This is a genomic window from Azonexus hydrophilus (assembly GCF_001956855.1).
Taxonomy (GTDB): domain Bacteria; phylum Pseudomonadota; class Gammaproteobacteria; order Burkholderiales; family Rhodocyclaceae; genus Azonexus; species Azonexus hydrophilus_A.
This window is the reverse complement of sequence record NZ_MTHD01000003.1, coordinates 222,068-241,052: the sequence shown is the minus strand read 5'-3', so window position 1 is coordinate 241,052 and position 18,985 is coordinate 222,068. Positions and strand designations below refer to the sequence as shown.

Here is an 18,985-nt window from a genome sequence, read left to right as displayed (position 1 = left end):
CGCTTTTCCTTGTTATGCAAACAGCCAGGGCTGGCTGATCCGGCGCTTTTCCTCGAATTCCCTGATTTTTTCGGCGTGACGCAAGGTCAGGCCAATGTCGTCCCAGCCGTTGATCAGGCATTCCTTGCGGAAGGCATCGATCTGGAACGGGATGGCATGGCCGTCCGGACGGATCACCGCCTGCGCCGGCAGATCGACGACCAGCTTGTAGCCGGGCGTTGCCTCGACCTGCTGGAACAGCGCCTCGACTTCAGCGGCCGGCAGCACGATCGGCAGGATGCCGTTCTTGAAGCAGTTGTTGAAGAAGATGTCGGCGAAGCTTTCGGCGATGATCGCCTTGAAACCGAAATCAAGCAGCGCCCACGGCGCGTGTTCGCGCGAACTGCCGCAACCGAAATTGGCACGGGTGATCAACACCTCGGCGCCCAGGTAGCGCGGCTGGTTGAGCACGAAATTCGGGTTTTTCGGACGGCCGGAATTATCCTGTCCGGGCTGACCGACATCCATGTAACGCCATTCGTCGAAGGCGTTCGGGCCAAAGCCGGAGCGCTTGATCGACTTCAGGAATTGCTTGGGAATGATCGCATCGGTATCGACATTACTGCGATCGAGTGGCGCCACCAAGCCTTCGAGACGAACAAATTTATCCATTATTCCACCACCTTCTGCACGGCCTCGCCACCCTTCTTCAGGGTTTCGCCGACCACTTCACCTGTCTTGTTCAATGCGCTGCCAACCGCTTCGCCGCTTTTCTGGAGCACCTCGCCGGTTTTCTCGGCGCCGATTGCAACATCCTTCTTCACGCCTTGGGCGGTATTGCACCCGACGATGAAGATTGCCAGCAACAGGACCGGAATCGAACGCATCGCGCCTCCTTCACAGGACGTCACGGACGTCGGCAAAACGGCCGGCGATCGCCGCCGCTGCCGCCATCGCCGGACTGACCAGGTGCGTACGTCCGCCCGGCCCCTGCCGACCTTCGAAGTTGCGGTTCGACGTCGACGCGCAACGCTCGCCCGGTTCCAGACGATCGGCGTTCATCGCCAGACACATCGAACAGCCCGGCTCACGCCATTCAAACCCCGCCGCAACAAAAACCTTGTCCAGCCCTTCGGCTTCGGCCTGGCGCTTGACCAGCCCGGAACCCGGCACGGCCAGCGCCAGCTTTACGCTGGCGGCAACGTGCCGGCCTTTGAGCACCGAAGCGGCTTCGCGCAGATCCTCGATGCGTGAATTGGTGCAGGAGCCGATGAATACCTTGTCGATGGCGATGTTCTGGATCGGCGTATTCGGATTCAACCCCATGTACTGCAGGGCGCGCTCCATGCCTTCGCGCTTCACCGGGTCGCTTTCCCTTGCCGGATCAGGAACAAGCGCATCAACCGACACCACCATCTCCGGCGAGGTGCCCCAGGTCACCTGCGGCCGGATATCCTCGGCCTTCAGCGTGACGACGCGGTCAAACTGGGCACCGGCATCGGAATGCAGTGTGCGCCAGTAGGCCACGGCCTTCTCCCAGACATCGCCCTTGGGCGAGAACGGACGACCCTTGAGATATTCGATGGTCTTGTCGTCGACCGCAACAAAACCCATGCGTGCACCACCTTCAATGGCCATGTTGCACAGCGTCATGCGGCCTTCCATCGACAGACTGCGGATGGCGCTGCCACCAAACTCGATGGCGTAGCCATTGCCGCCAGCGGTGCCGATGGTGCCGATGATCGCCAGCGCCACGTCCTTGGCGGTAACGCCCTTGCCAAGCCGGCCTTCGACGGCAATCAGCATGCTCTTCGACTTCTTCTGCAGCAGGCACTGCGTCGCCATCACATGCTCGACCTCGGAGGTACCGATGCCGTGCGCCAGACAGGCGAACGCGCCGTGCGTCGAAGTGTGCGAGTCGCCACAGACGACGGTCATGCCGGGCAGCGTTGCGCCGTTTTCCGGACCGACGACATGGACGATGCCCTGCTTCGGGTCCTTGAACGGGAAATAGGCGAGTGCGCCGGATTCACGGATGTTGGCATCCAGCGTCTCGACCTGCTGGCGGGAAACCGGATCCTTGATCCCCTCCTCCCAGTGGTCGGTCGGCGTATTGTGATCGGCCGTGGCAACCACCGAGGAAACCCGCCACAGCTTGCGGCCGGCGAGTTTCAGCCCTTCGAAGGCCTGCGGGCTGGTCACTTCGTGTACGAGGTGGCGATCGATATAGAGGAGTGCCGTGCCGTCCGCTTCCTGATGGACGACATGGTTCTCCCAAAGCTTGTCGTAAAGTGTCTTCGACATGGGACCTGGACGTGTGCGGTAAAGCCTTGAATTATTGCACAGGATCGGGCATTTTTGCCGGCTCGACCGCAGCATCGGCCACCACCCAGCGCCAGACCAGCAACCACCCGGCCAGGGCGAAGGCCGAACCGAGCGAGAAAGTCCAGCCGGCGCCCCAGTCATCCCAGGTCCAGCCGCTGACCAGCGCACCGACCAGACCACCGGCCCCGAACGACAAACTGGAGTAAAGCGCCTGCCCCCGGCCTTGCGATTTCCCTGGAAACCACCGGTTGACCGCAGCAATTGCCGAAGCGTGGTAAGCACCAAAGGTCAGTCCGTGCAGCAACTGGACGAATACCATTGCCGCCACCGAATCGACCATCCAGCCCATCAACAGGAAACGCAGCACGGCGGCGGCAAAACTGGCCAGCAGGATGTCGCGCAAGCTGTAACGCCTGGCGATCCGCGCCATCAGCAGGAACACGCCGATCTCGGCGAGCACGCCCAGCGACCACAGCAGGCCGACCGCCGTCTTCGCATAGCCATTGCCGCTCAGATGGATGGAATAGAAAACGTAGAAACCGCCGTGCGCCGCCGACATGGCGAAACACGCCGCCATCAGCGCCAGCACCCGGGGCTGGCGGAGTATCCGGCCAATCGGCGTTTCGTTGGCGCTCGAGGCATGTTGCGGCGCTTCCGGCAGGACCATGGCAAAACCGAGGATGCCGGCCAGAATGAAGACGCACACCCAGAGCACGCCGACTGGCTCGACCCAGTCGAGCAATGCGCCAGTCCCCATGACCGCGACGATGAAGCCGACCGAGCCCCACAGCCGGATCTTGCCGTAACGCCCGCGCTCCTCGCGCAGATGATCGAAGGTCAGGGTTTCAACCAACGGCAGCGCCGCGCTCCAGAACAGCGCCAGCACCGCCATTGCCACCAGCATGCCGGACAGGCGATCAAGCCAGAAAAAGGCCAGAAAACCGGCCAACCCGATGACACCGGCAAGACGGATGACTGCAACACGGTGGCCGAAGCGATCGACCAGCCAGCCCCACAGGTTGGGGCCGAACAGACGCATCAACTGCATCTGCGACATCAGCAGGCCGATATCCCAGGCAGAAAAGCTCAGCGACTGGAGATATAGGCCGAAATACGGTGAAAACGCACCAATGAAGGCGAAATAAAAGAAGTAATAGCCCGACAGGCGCCAGTGCGGCAGGCGATGCATTCAGAAATCCTGACGCCGACGCCGCCGGGCAGGCAACACCTTACCTGGCAGCCTGCTGACCGGCCCGGTAGGCCAGCAGCATGTGATACAGCTCATCCTTGAGCTTGACGCGCTGCTTCTTCATGTCTTCCAGCGTGAAATCAGCCACCGGCATGTCGTGCTCCTCCAGATTCTCGACCTTGCCGGTAAGACGGTGATAACTGTCGTACAGCCGCGAAAAATGGGTATTGCCGGCCTTCAGTACATCAATGGCGTCTTTCAGCTCCGGAAACTCGTGGTGCAGATCGTGATGATCAACTTGCATGTTTTTCTCCCTTGTAAACTTGCTGCCGCCAAGGCGACGGACAGCTGAAAATATCAGGCAATCGCGCCCGGGATGCGCGGCGTCGCGCAATCAACATCAGCACACTGAGCCCGGTGACGCAGCGCGTGATCGATCAGCACCAGCGCCAGCATGGCCTCGGCAATCGGCGTCGCCCGGATGCCGACACACGGATCGTGACGGCCCTGGGTCGCCACTTCGACCGCCTGCCCGTCCACATCGACCGAACGCCGCGCCTGGGCGATCGACGAGGTCGGCTTGATTGCCATGTTGACGACGATCTCCTGGCCCGAGGAAATCCCACCCAGAATCCCGCCTGCATGGTTGCTGGCAAAGCCCTGCGGCGTCATTTCATCGCCGTGTTCACTGCCTTTCTGGGCAACCGAAGCAAACCCGGCGCCGATCTCGACACCCTTGACGGCGTTGATGCTCATCATTGCATAGGCAATTTCCGCATCCAGGCGATCGAACACCGGCTCGCCCCAGCCCGGCGGAACACCATTGGCCGTGACCGTGATCTTCGCCCCGACAGAATCAAGCGACTTGCGCAGGTCGTCCATGTAGCTTTCCAACTCGGGAACGATCGCGGCATTGGGCGCAAAGAACGCGTTGCCATCGATGTCATCAACCGACACGAAGGGGATTTCGATCGGCCCGAGAGCGCTCATCCAGCCACGAATGCTCACACCATAACGTTCATGCAGCCACTTCCGGGCGATCGCACCGGCAGCCACCCGCACCGCCGTTTCGCGCGCCGACGAACGACCGCCGCCGCGATAGTCGCGGAAACCGTATTTCTGGGTATAGGTGTAATCGGCATGACCGGGACGGAAGGTCGTCGCGATGTTGCCGTAATCCTTGCTGCGCTGATCCTGATTGCGGATCAGCAACGCGATCGGCGTACCGGTGGTTCGCCCCTCGAAGACACCGGACAGGATTTCAACGGTATCCGGCTCCCGGCGCTGAGTCACGTGACGCGAGGTACCCGGCTTGCGCCGGTCCAGTTCGGCCTGGATGTCGGCCTCGCTCAGTGCCAGCCCAGGCGGGCAACCATCAACCACACAACCGATCGCCGGACCGTGCGACTCGCCGAACGAAGTAACCGTAAACAGGGTGCCAAAGGTATTGCCGGACATGAGATCACACCGATTTGAGGAGGGCGGAGTTTATCATGCAGCCCCCGCCTCGCTCCGCTGCAGATTCAGGCAGCCGACTCCTCGGGCCAGTTCTTGATGTAGTTTTTCAGCAACGCATTTTCCAGGCTTTGCTCTTCAAGCACCGCCTTGGCCACATCGAGGAAGGAAATCACACCGAGCAGTTGACCATCTTCCACCACCGGCAGATAGCGCGAGTGTTTCTCGATCATCAGGCGACGCAGGTCGTTGGCCTCCATGTCGGGGTAGGCGATCACCGGATTGGCCACCATGACCTCGCCGATCAGCAGATCAGTACCCTTGCCCCCGGCCGCCTTGAGCGCCTTGAGAACCTCGCGGAAGGTGACGATGCCGGCCATCTTTCCTTCGTCCATGACAACCAGCGAGCCGACATCGAGATCAGCCATAGTCGCAATGGCCGAAGCCAGCGACTGCCCCGGCGCTGCCGTGTAGAGCGCACCGCCTTTCACGCGCAGTATTTCCTTGACCAGCATGTTTCTCTCCTTGATGCAGCATTGTCATTGTCCGGGTGATCTTAGATTAAGCCGACGGATTCGCAAAGACCCGGCAGACATGACGCTCAACCGGGTCATTTCCGCAGCAACAAGAACGGATGCCAAAAGAAACACACTATCGGCGTCTTTAACAAAATTTATGGCTTTGCCACTTGCCGAACGTCATAGTTGCATATAGACTTTGGCATATGACTTAAGTAATAAACTCTTAAGACAGTCAGATACGAATACATTTATTGCATAGGAGAGATTAACCATGACATCGGTCAAAACCATCGAAAAATTCGACGCTCGTGAAATCCGCCGCAAGCTCGGCCTGAACCAGCAACAATTCTGGTCCGCTCTTGGCGTGACCCAGAGCGGCGGCTCCCGTTACGAAAGCGGCCGCAACATGCCGAAGCCGGTTCGCGAACTGCTGCGTCTGGTGCATGTCGAGCAACTCGACATCAAGACCATCAAGCGCGAAGACATGGAAGTGGTCGAGTACCTGAAGCAACAGGAACCGGAACTGTTCAAGTCGCTGAAGAAGTCGGCACGCAACCACGCCAAGAAGGCAGCCTGATTGCTTGCCCCACACGGGGCGACAACAGCAACACACCAGCGGGCCTCAGGGTGAGACGATCACCTTGAGGCCCGTTTCATTGGCAAGATGGGCAGCGAAACGCTGCATTTCCTCGGCAGGCAGCGCAGTCAGGCGCGGCGCGGCAGGTTGCATTGACGGGCGCGCCAGTCCGTACAGATGAACCCCGGCCAACTGCGACACCAGCGGCCGCAGTGCATCACAATAGGCCGCCACCGCTGTGGGGGAAGGCGCTTTCCCATCCAGTGCGAACCAGCAGGTCTGTACCCAGGTCGTGGCGAGTCCGGCGCAGATCGCCAGATTGCGTACTGCCTTGTCGGTCGACCAGGGAACACCGTTGATTTCAGCAACATCTTCATTTGTCGCCCGATCCATCTTGAACCAGACTTCGCCGCCCAGTTCGGCCAGGTGACGTATGCCGCCCTGGACATCCGGACGGTGCATCAGGCTGCCATTGGTGATCAGGCGCAGCGGCAGGGCAAGATCGAAACGGGCCAGCACACGACCGACACAGGCCACTGCAGCAGGAAACTCGGCCGCGGAAGTCGGCTCGCCATTACCGGAAAAGGCGACATCCATCAGCTGGCGCGCTGCGGTCGGAACATGGCGCTGCATGAAATCGCCGTCAACAACGTCATGGAGAAATCCGGTCAACTCGCTTTCCAGCAAGACGAGGTCGATGGGCGGCGGGCCACCCCGGGTCAGCCCCTCGACCTGGCAATAAACGCAGGCCCAGTTGCAGGCATTGTTGGGATTCAGGTTGATGCCGACCGAAACCCCACCAGCCCGACGGGATATGACCGGATAAACGTAGCGGAGGCCGGCACTGTCGCGGCTGTGATCGTCGGTTCGAAGCATGGCTGCATTGTATAATCAGCCACCGTCCTGGCGAATGATTCCCGACATGCCCACCACCTGCCGCCTGGCTTTTTCCCGTCTGGAAGCGGCTTACCGCAACAACCGGCAGCGCCACGAATGACAGTAGCGCCGACAGCCGAAAGACAGGTCGGGACAGCCCTTGTCCTGACCGGCGGCGGTGCCCGTGCCGCTTACCAGGTCGGCGTCCTGATCGCGATTGCCAAACTGTCGGGCAAACGGCGACACAACCCCTTCCCGATCATCTGCGGCACTTCGGCCGGCGCCATCAATGCCGTCGGACTGGCTTGCCAGGCGGACAATTTCGGCAAGGCGGTCAGCATCCTGGCCAGCTTCTGGCGCAACATGCGGGCCGCCGACATCTATCGTTCCGATCCACTCGGTGTCGGCGCTTCCGGCGCCCGCTGGCTGTCCGCGCTGGCGCTGGGCTGGCTGGTCGGCCAGCCGCCACGTTCCCTGCTCGACAATGCACCACTGCAGTCACTGCTGAGCAGGAACATGGACTTTGCCGGGATCGAGCGTTCGATCACCAAGGGGGCGCTGCACGCCATCAGCATCTCGGCTTCCGGCTACGAATCGGGCGAGAACATCAATTTCTTTCAGGCCCATCCGGATGCGCAGCCCTGGCATCGTTTCCAGCGTATCGGCATGCGCACCGAACTGTCGGTCGACCACCTGCTGGCATCAAGCGCCATCCCGTTCATTTTTCCGGCTACCCGGATCAATCGCGAGTATTTCGGCGATGGTTCGATGCGCCAGGTGGCGCCGCTGTCGCCGGCCATTCATCTCGGTGCCGAACGCCTGCTTGTCGTCGGCGCACCACGACGCTACGAGCGCAACGAACGGACGCAGGTCGACGACTACCCGTCGCTTGCCCAGATCGCCGGCCATGCGCTGTCGAGCATCTTCCTTGACGGACTGGCCGTAGATATCGAGCGCATCCAGCGCATCAACAAGACGGTCTCGGCAATTCCGGAAGAGTTGCGCCAGGAATCGGGCATCAAGCTGCGCCCGATCGAAACCCTGGTGATCTCGCCTTCCGAGCGCATCGACCGGATCGCCGCCGAACATGCGGACGCGCTGCCGTGGGCGATCAAGCTGCTGCTCGGCGGCATCGGCGCGATGAACCGCCATGGCGGCGCGCTGACCAGCTACCTGCTGTTCGAAAAGCCGTTCACGCGCAAGCTGATCGATCTCGGCTACGCCGACACGCTGGCACGTTCCAGCGAAGTCGGCGATTTCCTGAAACTCTAGCTTACTTGACGGCTTCCGCCAGACGCCGGGCACGCACGGCGGCGGCCAGGCGTTCGAGAACGAGCAGGCTGTCGTCCCAGTTGATGCAGGCATCGGTGACGCTCTGACCATAGGTCAGGGGCTGGTCCGGCGACAGGTCCTGACGGCCTTCGACCAGATGCGACTCGACCATGACGCCCATGATGCGTTCCTCACCGGCAGTCAACTGCCCGGCAACGCTGTCGCAGACTTCCATCTGCAGCTTGTACTGCTTGCGGCTGTTGCCGTGCGAGAAATCGACCATCAGCCGCGCCGCCAGGCCAGCCTTGGCGATTTCCTGGCTGGCCGCGTCAACGCTCGGCGCATCGAAATTGGGTTCCTTGCCACCGCGCAGGATGACGTGACAATCCTCGTTGCCCATCGTCGATACGATGGCGGTGTGACCGGACTTGGTCACCGACAGGAAATGGTGCGGCGAATTTGCCGAACGGATGGCGTCGACCGCAATACGCATGTTGCCATCGGTACCATTCTTGAAACCGACCGGGCAGGACAGCCCGGAAGCCAGCTCGCGGTGCACCTGCGATTCGGTGGTGCGGGCGCCGATGGCGCCCCAGGCGATCAGGTCGGCGGTGTATTGCGGCGTTATCGTGTCGAGGAATTCAGTCGCGCAAGGCAGGCCGAGTTCGTTGATCTCGAGCAGGATGCGCCGGGCCAGACGGATGCCTTCGTTGATGCGGAAGGTGTTGTCCATGCGCGGATCGTTGATCAGGCCTTTCCAGCCGACCGTCGTCCGCGGTTTTTCGAAATAGACGCGCATGACGACAATGAGATCGTCGGCATGCTTGTCGGCCTCGCGGGCGAGACGCCTGGCGTACTCCATCGCGGCATCGTAATCATGGATCGAGCAGGGACCGATGACCACCAGCAGTCGGTCGTCGGCACCGTGCAGCACTCGGTGAATGGCCTGGCGGGCAACATAGGTGGTCTGCGCAGCCCGGCTGGATGCCGGATATTCGCGAAAGACGTGGGCCGGTGGCACCAATTCCTTGATTTCCCTGATCCGTACGTCGTCGGTGACCGGTTTACCTGCTGCCGTGCTGTTCGCTGCCATGTCCAGAACCATTCAGTGATTGCCGAAAACCGGTCATTCTACCGGAAGCCGGCAGCAGATTCCGCTCCAGCGCCTGCCACGATCAGGGCAGTTGCGCCAGATAATGGGACAGCGAAACGATATCCTCGTTCTTCAGCGGCGCCGTAGCGATGGACATCAACTGGTTGTTGCGCACCCCGGTTCCGTCGCGATAGTGGGTGATGGATTTTTTCAGATACGGCTGCTGCTGCCCCGCCAGCCGCGGATAGAGTTCGTTGCCACGCGCGTTCGCACCGTGGCAACGGGCACACAGCTTGTCGAACATGACCTTGCCGTGGGCGACCTGGGCGGCATCCGCCTTCGACGGCGGAACCTTGACGCTGGCGTAATACAACGCGATCTGTGCGCGCTCCTCGTCATTCAGCACCTTGATCAGCCCCTGCATGAACTGGTCCTTGCGCTCGCCGGCGCCGAACTTGCGGATCTGTTCGAGCAGGTAGGCCGGATGCTGGCCGGCCAGATTGGGGACATCGCTGGTCTTGGCAACGCCGCCTTCGCCATGACAATTGGCGCAGAAAAAGCTGGCCTTCCTGCCGGCATCGACCGCTGCCTGCAAGGTCACCGGGTCGGCCTGCAAGGCCTTCATGCGCTCATGGGCGACCGACTGGGCAAACACCTGGGTACTTGCCAGAAGACCGGCCAGAAACAGGAAAGCGCGCATGACTTGGCTCCGAAAATTAGCAATATGGAATTATGCCGTTCCGCCCACCGTCAGTCCATCGATACGCAAGGTGGGTTGACCGACGCCGACCGGCACGCTCTGCCCTTCCTTGCCGCAGGTCCCGACACCGGGATCGAGTTTCAGGTCGTTGCCGATCATCGACACCCGGGTCAGCGCGTCCGGGCCGTTGCCGATCAGCGTCGCCCCCTTGATCGGTCGCGTCACCTTGCCGTCCTCGATCAGGTAAGCCTCGCTCATCGAGAAGACGAACTTGCCGCTGGTGATGTCGACCTGGCCGCCACCGAAATTGGCGGCGTAGATGCCCTTCTTCACCGACTGGATGATTTCCTGCGGATCGTGCTCGCCGGCCAGCATCATGGTGTTGGTCATGCGCGGCAGCGGCAGGTGGGCGAACGATTCGCGGCGGCCGTTGCCGGTCGGCGCGACACCGCTCAGGCGGGCGTTCAGGCTGTCCTGCATGTAGCCCTTGAGAATGCCGTCCTCGATCAGCACGTTGCGCTGGGTCGGATTGCCTTCGTCGTCAATGTTCAGCGAACCGCGCCGGTCGCTGATCGTGCCGTCGTCGATGACGGTGACGCCCTTGGCGGCGACGCGCTCGCCGATCCGCCCGGAGAATGCCGAGCTGCCTTTACGGTTGAAATCGCCTTCCAGCCCGTGCCCGACCGCTTCGTGCAGCAGGATGCCGGGCCAGCCGGCGCCGAGCACGACGGTCATCTGACCGGCCGGTGCGGCTTCGGCGTGGAGGTTGGTGACGGCCTGATGGACGGCTTCGCTGGCGTAGCGCTGCAGTACCTCGTCGGTGAAGTAGGCGAAATCGAAACGACCGCCGCCACCCGAAGCGCCCTGCTCGCGCTTGCCGTTTTCCTCGACGATGACCGAGATCGAACAGCGCACCAGCGGCCGGATGTCAGCAGCCAGACGGCCGTCGGAACCGGCGACCAGGATCACTTCATACTCGCCGGCCAGCGACGCATTGACCTGCAGCACGCGCGGATCGATGGCCCGGGCGAAGCCTTCGAAACGCTCCAGCAGCCGGACCTTGGCATCGGCCGGCAGCGACGCCAGCGGATCGTTCGGCAGGTACAACGCGCGTGTTGCGGTCGACGCCTGCAAAGCCGGCAAAATGCCGTTCTGGCCGACGGCGGCGATGGCGCGCACGGCGGCGGCGGCATCGCCCAGCGCCTGGGCACTGATGTCGTCGGAATAGGCGAAGGCAGTCTTCTCGCCGGAGATAGCGCGTACACCAACACCCTGATCGATGTTGAAGCTGCCGGATTTGACGATGCCCTCGTCCAGGCTCCAGGCTTCGGAGCGCGAATACTGGAAATAGAGGTCGGCGTAATCGACCTGGTGCGTCATGATCTGGCCGAAGATCCGCGACAGGTCGCGCTCGCTCAGCGAGAAGGGGGCCAGCAACAGGGATTCGGCTTGCGCCAGTGCGCCAGATGGGGTCATGGAACGTCCTTAGAGTTTTCTGTGGGCGAGCGCCGGCAGGCTCTCGCGAATTTCGGCAATGCGTTGATGGTCAAGATCGGCGATGACGACGCCCGGCCCCTTCAGCTTGCGGTCGAGGATTTCCCCCCAGGGATCGACGATCATGCTGTTGCCGTGCGTCAGGCGCCCGTTTTCATGCCTGCCACCCTGACCAACCGCGAGCAGGTAGCACTGGTTCTCGATGGCGCGGGCGCGCAGCAGGATTTCCCAGTGTGCCCGACCAGTCGTTTCGGTGAAGGCGGCCGGCACCAGGATCAGATCGACCGGCGCCAGCGAGCGGTAAAGTTCGGGAAAACGCAGGTCGTAGCAGATCGACAGCGCAATCCGGCCAAACGGCGTATCGACGGCGACCGGCACATCGCCGGGCTCGATGAAGGCAGCTTCGTCGTACGATTCCTCACCCTTCCTGAAACCGAACAGGTGGATCTTGTCGTAGCGGGCAACGCAATCACCACCGTCGTTGAAGACCAGGCAGCTGTTGCGCATCTGGTGCGGCATGGCAGTAGCCAGCGGAATCGACCCGGCGACCAGCCAGACGTCGTGGCGTGCCGCCGTAGCCGCCAGCCAGTCCTGAACCGGGCCGTTGCCAAAGGTTTCGCGGGCACGCACCCGATCGGCATCGGCGGCGCCGATGATGGGGAAATATTCAGGCAGGACAACCAGCTGGGCCCCCTGATCGACGGCCTCGGCAACCAGCCGCCCGGCTTCCGCGAGGTTGTCGGCGACCCGCGGTCCGGACACCATCTGCAATGCCGCCATGCGGCAGTTCTGCTTGTTCGTCATTTCGCTCCATCCTTGTCTTGCGGCGGCTTTTCTTCGTCTTTCCCGGCCTTGGCGACCATCGGGTCGGCCCAGCTGCCGGTCACATGATAGCGGTAGCTGAAAATCTGGTTCAGCGGACTCTTCAGAACCGTGTTGGCGACCAAGGCCGCCGCACCGGCCACCGGATTGACCAGGGCCGCCGCGCCGATGGCCAGGCTGCTGACCTCCGGACGGACGGCGACCATCAGATCCTGAGTTTCCTGCTGCAGATCGGTCTGACCGTCGATCACCACCTGCACCGCCGGACCATTGATGGTGAGACCGGAAAGCGTCTTCATGATTCCACCTTCAACCGACAGTTTGCCTTCGATGCTGTCGAAGGCCAGGCCGTCACTGAACAGGTCACGAAAATCCAGCGTCAGCCGACGTGGCAGCGACTGCAGCGAAATCAGGCCAAGCAGGCGACCGACGCCGGGTTCCAGTTTGTTGAACTGGCCCTTTTCCGCTTTGACCGCCAGTTCCCCCGTCAGCGACGGGTAGTGGATTTCGGTCAACGGTCCGTTCCAGCGCAAACTGCCGGCCAGCCGGGCTTTCCCCTGACGCACCGCGTCATCGTAGCCGAGCCGCGTCAGCAACTTGCCGCTGTCCCTGGCAAGCAGTTCGAAATCCAGATCGGTGCGCTGCCGTGCCCCGCGCGTCCAGCGGCCGCTGCCGGACAACTCGCCATCGGAATTGCGCAGATTCAGCTTCTCCAGCAACCAGGAACCCCGCAGGTTGCGCGCCCGCAATTCGAGGCGCCCCAGTGCCTTCTTGTCCAGCCACAGATCATCAACCACCAGGCTCATCCCCGGCAGACTGTCGATCACCGAACTCGAAGCCTGACCGGCGGCAGCGGCCTGCGTCAGATGCAGACGCCGGAAGCGCCCCTCGATCCAGCCGTCGTCGGCGCCACGCCACAACAACTCACCATCGGCCTCGCGCGTTTTCAGCGCAATCTGCCAGTCGGCGGCCTGCGGTGCCAGGACCACCTCGACCTCGCTATAGTCGCGACCGAACAGATGCAGCACCGGTGTCTTCAACTGGACCTGGGTCAGCGCCAGGCCATCGCTTTCGGCCGCCACGCCCGGCGCCCCCTGCGCCTCACCCGGCAGATAGTTGCGCCAGGCATCGGCGTCGATGCGCGGCATCGCGACCCGGACGACCAGCCCCTTGTCCGGCAGGCTTGCATCCGCATCGCCGACGGCAAACACGCCTTGCGACCACTTGCCGTCGCGCCGCAGGACCAGCCCGCGCGCCACGTTGCCCAGCGTGATCCGGTACTGCTCCGTACCGGCCGCCGGGGCCGAACGTTCCACCCGCAACGGCAGGCGGCTGGTCGCTGACTTGTTGAGCACGTCAGGCAAGGGCGAAGTGATGCCGAGGAGATCGGAGGTCACGACAACATCAGCATTGCGTTTCTGGATGGCGATATCGGCCTTCCACGGCGTCGAACCGGTCAGATGATTGACCAGCGGCCAGCCGAAATGCCGGCTGACTTCGGCAATGCTGGCCGTCCCGGTCGCCGTGACGGCAACCTTGCCGCCGGCACTGCCGACCTTGACCCGCAAGGGCCCGCCAAAACCACGACCGGTGATGTCGCTGGCGGCCACCGAGGTGTCGGTCAGATCAAGCCGGCCGTTGACCTGGGCGATCATCGGCAGACCGTCCACCAGGTGCAGCTGGTTGTCGCGGAAATGGTAATTGCCGCGCATCCGCGTTTCCAGCGGACGACGCAGCGGGATATCCAGTTCCAGGTCAAGCCGGCCGTTGCCGACTGCGCGCATGCCTTCGGTGAAGTGATCGATCGTCTCGGCCACCGGGCTGCGCTCGATGAAACTCAGGAATTCGCCGGTCGGCCCTTCGGCAGCACCACGCACCAGCAACATTTCGTCATTGACGTCGAAATCGGGAATGACCACCGACACATCCTTGATGCTGGCGCCCAGGATGGTACCGGCGCTGGCCTTGATCCGCATGCCGTAGTCAAAACTCATGTCGGCGGCGATCCCCTCGATGGTCGGCCAGCCGGCGGCATAATCCACCCGGGCGTCGCGCGCCTTGGCGGTGACCAGAAATTTTCCGGTCGACGGGTCGCGGAAGGGAAAATCGCGCAGGTTGCCCTTGAGCACCAGTTTTCCTTCATGCGCCGTGCCGCCGGTGATGCCGCGCCTCAGCCAGTCCCGTGCGTCGGCATTCACGGCGTGCGGCATGTAGCGCCAGACGGCATTGCCGTTGGCCCGCTCGATGCTCGCCTGCAAGTCGATCACGCCCGGGCCGTCACCGGTATAGCGATAGCTGCCGTGCGCCTGACCGGTGGCATCGGGGCCGGAAAAGCCGACACGTTCGATCGCGATGTCGACACCTTCACTGCTGCTGGTCCAGCCGATGCTGGCCTTGAGCGCATCGAAGGCGATGTCCGGCTCGGGAAAGACGGCGGGCAGCGACAGACCCGACGCGCCGGCATCGATCAGCAGGCGCCCGCCCTTCTCGCTCAGGTCGATGCTGCCGGCCAGGCCGCTGGCGCCGGGAAAATAACTTTCGGCCCGGACACCAAGCCCGGAAAATTTCGCCGCCAGGGCATAACGTGACAGCGCTTCACCCTGCAGACCCCAACTGGCTTTCAGCTCGGCAATCTGTCCCTGCGGCGCGTAGGCCTGCAGCAACTGCCGGCTGCGCGCATCGAGCGGCAGATGGGCGGCCAGCCGGGCGAGCACGTCGAGATCGAGCAGATTTGCCCGGACATTGCCGTTGACCGCAGCATCCGCCTGCCGCCAGTCCAGCTGGAAATCAGTCGGCACCAGGCGAATGCCGTCAGTGGTCAGCAATTCGAGCTGACGTGCTGCCAGCGTCCAGGCATCGGCCTTGTACTCACCGCTGAGACGGCCGCGCAGGCTGGTCAGATCGAGCGCCGGCAACTTGTCGCCAAGGCGGATGCGCAGTGCCTCCAGCGCCAGATCGGTGGTCAGACGCCCGGCGCCGTCCTCGAGATCACCCCACAGGCGCAGCGCACCACGACCGCGCGGCAGATCGACCGGGTAATCGATCCAGGGCTTCCAGCCGGCAAGATCGGCGTAGTCCAGTTCGACATAGAGTTGGCCGGAAAAACTGTCGAGTGCGTCGTTCAGATCGCCGTGCACTTCGCCACGCAATTCGATACGCGCCGCCAGTTCGGCCGGCGGCACAGCCGACAGCCCGAAGCGATGCCGCCGGCCGCTGTTGTCCAGCGCCAATTGCAGATCTTCGAGAATCAGCGGCGGCGCCTGCCGGAGTTCGTCTTCCCAGACAATGGTGGCATCGTGAATGCGGATGCGCTTCTGCTCCAGTACCCATTCGCTGAAAGCCGGGTCGCTGTCATCGCTTGAACGCATGCCGGCGATGCTGAAGCGCCCGTCGGTACCGCGCCGGATGTGCAGCACCGGCTGCTCGAAGGACAGCAGCGCCAGCACCGGGCGCAGGCGCCACAGGCTGTGCCACGAAAGCACGGCATCGACCCGGGACAACGTGAACGCGGGCTGTCCGGCGGCATCGAGCAGGGAAATATCATCCAGCACCAGCTCCGGATTCAGGCCACGCCAGTAGGCCTCGATGCGCCCGATCCGCACTTCCTGGCCAATCGCCTTGCTCGCCGCCGTCTCGATCTCGTCGCGGTAGTCGGCAATCGCCGGCAACATGGCAAAACGCAACACCAGCACCAGCGCGACAAAAAGCAGCCAGCCGGCGAATGCGGCCCAGCCGGCAAAACGCAATGCGGAGGCGACAAAAGGCCGGCCCAGCAGGGCGCGCAAGCCATGCAGCCGGTAGTAAAGGGCCCGGTGAACTTCCTGGGAAATTTCGGGGGAATGGTGGCCGGACGGATTACTCAAGCGTCGCGTCGCTTTGCCAGATACGGTCTGAGGTCACTACAATCGGGGAACTGAAAATCAAGTGCGTATTTTACCCCTTCGGCCGGGAGCCGACAGAATCTCATGGACACCAAGATCGACCCCCGCTGGCAATCGGCGCTGGACCACAGCCGCTACCTGAACAATTTGCTGCAGGCCCACCCCGGGTTGATACCGGAACTGGCCGCCACCTGGCTTCAGCCGTTGAGCGAAGACCTGCTGCTCAACCCGCTGCGCCAGCCCTTCACCGACGACGACGCCTTGAAATCGGCATTGCGCCGGTTGCGCCACCGGGCGATGGCGCACATCGCGCTGCGTGACCTGTGCGGCCTGGCGCCGCTGGCCGAAGTGGTCGAAAGCATGACCATGCTGGCCGACGTCACGACCAACTTCGCCCTCGACCACTATCACCGACAACTGGCCGCGACCTATGGCGAACCGCTGGATGCCAACGGCCAGCCGCAGCGCCTGCTGATCATCGGCATGGGCAAGCTCGGCGGCCGCGAACTGAACGTTTCGTCCGACGTCGATTACATCTTCATCTACCCGGAAGAAGGTGACACCGCCGGACCGAAGTCGATCGAGAACTACGATTTCTTCACCCGCGTCGGCAAACGCGTGATCCAGGCGCTCGGTGACCTGACCGCCGACGGCCAGGTGTTCCGCGTCGACATGCGGCTGCGCCCGAACGGCGATTCCGGACCGCTGGTCTGCTCGCTCGATTCGCTGGAAAACTATTTCATCACCCAGGGCCGCGAGTGGGAGCGTTACGCCTGGATCAAGGCCCGCGTCATGAACACCGGCCCGAATGCCGACGGCGCCGCCATCGGGCAGTGGATGGATGCCCTGCGCAAGACCTCCCGCCCCTTCGTCTTCCGCAAGTACCTCGACTTCGGCGCGATCAACGCGATGCGCGACCTGCACGCGCAGATCCGCCGCGAGGTCGCGCGCAAGGACATGGCCGACCACGTCAAGCTCGGCCCCGGCGGCATCCGCGAAATCGAGTTCATGGCCCAGGTGTTCCAGCTGATCCGCGGCGGCCGCGATCCGGCGCTGCAGATCCGGCCGACGCTGTCGGTACTGAAGCTGCTGGCCGAACGCCAGCTGATCCCGGCCGACGGCGAGCGCGAATTGCGCGAAGCCTACGTTTTCCTGCGTCGCCTCGAACACCGGCTGCAGTACGTCGAGGACAAGCAGACGCACATGCTTCCGGTCGACGCCGCAGAACGGGCAAAAATCGCCCGCAGCATGGACTTCGCCGACTGGCCGGCAATGCTGGCCGTGCTCGACGAACATCGCGGCAAGGTCAGCCGGCACTTCGACGCCGTCTTCTCCGACCCGGAGGCCGGCGAACACCCGCTGACCGGTCTGTGGATGAACCAGCTCGACGAGGACACCGCGATCGAAGCCTTCGGCAATCTCGGCTTCCGCCGCCCGAAGGACGCCATCGCCCGCCTCGCCGAACTGCGCGCCTCCAGCCGCTACCAGCAGTTGCCGGCGACCAACCGGCAGCGCCTCGACGCCGTTGGCCCGCGCCTGATCGAAGCCGCCGGTGCGACGCCGGACCCGGACACGACGCTGGTGCGCGGCATTGCCTTCCTCGAAAGCATCGCCCGCCGCGGCGCCTACCTGGCCTTGCTGCAGCAATACCCGATGGCGCTGAAACGCGTCGCCGACATGGTCTGCGCCTCGACCTGGGCGACCGACTACCTGAACCGCCACCCGCTGTTGCTCGACGAACTGCTCGACCCTCGACTCTACGAAATCGCCACCGACTGGAACGGCTTCCGCGAGCAGCTGCGGCGCAACCTGGCCGATCACGCCGACGACACCGAGCGCGAGATGGACATCCTGCGCGAAATGCACCACGGCCAGGTTTTCCGCCTGCTGGCACAGGATCTGGCCGGGCTGCAGACGATCGAGAGCCTGTCCGACCACCTGACCGAACTGGCCGACAGCATCGTCCAGGAAACCCTGCCGCTGGTCTGGAGCAAGATCAAGAAACGTCACTGCGAAACACCGAAATTTGCCGTCATCGGCTACGGCAAGATGGGTGGCAAGGAACTCGGCTACGCCTCGGACCTCGACATGGTCTATCTCTACGACGACGAGGACCAGGACGCCCAGGAAAACTACACCCGACTCAGTCAGCGCCTGAACACCTGGCTGTCCAGTCAGACGCCGGCCGGCATCCTGTTCGAGACCGACCTGCGCCTGCGCCCGAACGGCGACGCCGGACTGCTGGCAGTGACCGTCGACGCCTTCCGCGACTACCAGCTGAACCATGCCTGGGTCTGGGAACATCAGGCACTGACCCGGGCCAGGTTCTGCGCCGGCGACGCAAAAGTGGGCGCTCGCTTCGAAGCCATCCGTTGCGAAATCCTGTGCCAGCAGCGCGACCTGACCAAGCTGCGCGACGAGGTCGTCGCCATGCGCAAGAAGATGACCGACGCGCACGCCTCGAACAGCGACACGGTGTTCGGTCTGAAACACGATCCGGGCGGCATCGTCGACGTCGAATTCATCGTCCAGTACCTGGTCCTCGGCCACGCTCACCGCCACCCCGAACTCACCGGCAACCTCGGCAACATAGCGCTGCTGCGCATCGCTGGCGAACTCGGCCTGATCGACCCGCAGCAGGCGGTCGCCGCCGGCAACGCCTACCGCGAATACCGGCGCCTGCAGCACGCGAAACGCCTGTCGGCGACGCCCAAGGCACCGGTCCCACGCGACGAGGTCGAGCGTCACATTCTTGCGGTCAACACGCTCTGGACGGCAGTTTTCGGCAGTCGAGACTGAAC

17 protein-coding genes are annotated in these 18,985 nt (G+C 63.0%); 4 read left to right on the top strand and 13 right to left on the bottom strand.

The annotated features are described in order from the left end of the window. Positions 1-12 precede the first annotated feature (12 nt). From leuD to BJN45_RS09825, 7 genes are all read right to left on the bottom strand, one after another. Entirely contained in the window at positions 13-651 is a 639-nt protein-coding gene (gene leuD / locus BJN45_RS09855; RefSeq protein ID WP_076094714.1) for a 3-isopropylmalate dehydratase small subunit, read from the bottom strand. After that, positions 651-866, bottom strand: a complete 216-nt coding sequence (locus BJN45_RS09850; RefSeq protein ID WP_076094712.1) for an entericidin EcnAB — start codon at positions 864-866, stop codon at positions 651-653. The genes leuD and BJN45_RS09850 overlap by 1 nt, the downstream gene beginning before the upstream one ends. A gap of 10 nt (positions 867-876) precedes the next feature. Further along, a complete protein-coding gene (gene leuC / locus BJN45_RS09845; RefSeq protein WP_076094710.1) occupies positions 877-2,283 on the bottom strand; it encodes a 3-isopropylmalate dehydratase large subunit in 1,407 nt (468 codons plus the stop codon). Positions 2,284-2,314: 31 nt separating this feature from the next. After that, positions 2,315-3,493 carry an MFS transporter gene (locus BJN45_RS09840; RefSeq protein WP_076094708.1) on the bottom strand — a complete coding sequence of 393 codons (1,179 nt, stop codon included), beginning with the start codon at positions 3,491-3,493 and terminating at the stop codon, positions 2,315-2,317. 40 nt (positions 3,494-3,533) lie between these two features. Next, complete coding sequence (locus BJN45_RS09835) at positions 3,534-3,797, bottom strand: YdcH family protein (RefSeq protein ID WP_076094706.1); 264 nt, start codon at positions 3,795-3,797, stop codon at positions 3,534-3,536. Between the two features lie 53 nt (positions 3,798-3,850). After that, positions 3,851-4,951: a chorismate synthase gene (gene aroC, locus BJN45_RS09830; RefSeq protein WP_076094704.1), complete on the bottom strand. Its 1,101-nt coding sequence runs from the start codon at positions 4,949-4,951 to the stop codon at positions 3,851-3,853. Between the two features lie 65 nt (positions 4,952-5,016). Beyond that, positions 5,017-5,463: a CBS domain-containing protein gene (locus BJN45_RS09825; protein ID WP_076094702.1), complete on the bottom strand. Its 447-nt coding sequence runs from the start codon at positions 5,461-5,463 to the stop codon at positions 5,017-5,019. A gap of 277 nt (positions 5,464-5,740) precedes the next feature. Between BJN45_RS09825 and BJN45_RS09820 the strand changes: the two genes are divergently transcribed. After that, positions 5,741-6,046 carry a helix-turn-helix domain-containing protein gene (locus tag BJN45_RS09820; RefSeq protein WP_076094700.1) on the top strand — a complete coding sequence of 102 codons (306 nt, stop codon included), beginning with the start codon at positions 5,741-5,743 and terminating at the stop codon, positions 6,044-6,046. A gap of 45 nt (positions 6,047-6,091) precedes the next feature. Here the strand turns inward: BJN45_RS09820 and BJN45_RS09815 are convergent, their stop codons facing one another. Continuing rightward, positions 6,092-6,922, bottom strand: coding sequence for a radical SAM protein (locus BJN45_RS09815; protein WP_076094698.1), 831 nt, complete (start codon positions 6,920-6,922; stop codon positions 6,092-6,094). Between BJN45_RS09815 and BJN45_RS18165 the strand changes: the two genes are divergently transcribed. Continuing rightward, on the top strand, positions 6,921-7,043 hold the full coding sequence (locus BJN45_RS18165; protein WP_276205212.1) for a hypothetical protein: 123 nt from the start codon (positions 6,921-6,923) through the stop codon (positions 7,041-7,043). The two genes, BJN45_RS09815 and BJN45_RS18165, sit on opposite strands and share 2 nt — an antisense overlap. Then, a complete protein-coding gene (locus tag BJN45_RS09810; RefSeq protein WP_076094695.1) occupies positions 7,040-8,194 on the top strand; it encodes a patatin-like phospholipase family protein in 1,155 nt (384 codons plus the stop codon). The genes BJN45_RS18165 and BJN45_RS09810 overlap by 4 nt, the downstream gene beginning before the upstream one ends. Before the next feature lies 1 nt (position 8,195). Here the strand turns inward: BJN45_RS09810 and aroG are convergent, their stop codons facing one another. The 5 genes from aroG to BJN45_RS09785 all read right to left on the bottom strand — a co-directional run bounded on the left by aroG (position 8,196) and on the right by BJN45_RS09785 (position 16,166). Continuing rightward, positions 8,196-9,287: a 3-deoxy-7-phosphoheptulonate synthase AroG gene (gene aroG, locus BJN45_RS09805; protein ID WP_076095255.1), complete on the bottom strand. Its 1,092-nt coding sequence runs from the start codon at positions 9,285-9,287 to the stop codon at positions 8,196-8,198. Between the two features lie 82 nt (positions 9,288-9,369). Beyond that, positions 9,370-9,987, bottom strand: coding sequence for a c-type cytochrome (locus BJN45_RS09800; RefSeq protein WP_076094693.1), 618 nt, complete (start codon positions 9,985-9,987; stop codon positions 9,370-9,372). Positions 9,988-10,017: 30 nt separating this feature from the next. Beyond that, positions 10,018-11,463, bottom strand: a complete 1,446-nt coding sequence (gene tldD / locus BJN45_RS09795) for a metalloprotease TldD (protein WP_076094691.1) — start codon at positions 11,461-11,463, stop codon at positions 10,018-10,020. Positions 11,464-11,472: 9 nt separating this feature from the next. Next, a complete protein-coding gene (locus BJN45_RS09790; RefSeq protein ID WP_076094689.1) occupies positions 11,473-12,285 on the bottom strand; it encodes a carbon-nitrogen hydrolase family protein in 813 nt (270 codons plus the stop codon). Next, positions 12,282-16,166: a YhdP family protein gene (locus BJN45_RS09785; protein ID WP_083651179.1), complete on the bottom strand. Its 3,885-nt coding sequence runs from the start codon at positions 16,164-16,166 to the stop codon at positions 12,282-12,284. Before BJN45_RS09785 ends, BJN45_RS09790 begins: the two co-directional genes overlap by 4 nt. Positions 16,167-16,268: 102 nt before the next feature. On the opposite strand from BJN45_RS09785, the gene glnE reads away from it, so the two are divergent. Further along, complete coding sequence (glnE, locus tag BJN45_RS09780) at positions 16,269-18,983, top strand: bifunctional [glutamate--ammonia ligase]-adenylyl-L-tyrosine phosphorylase/[glutamate--ammonia-ligase] adenylyltransferase (protein WP_076094687.1); 2,715 nt, start codon at positions 16,269-16,271, stop codon at positions 18,981-18,983. Positions 18,984-18,985: the final 2 nt, after the last annotated feature.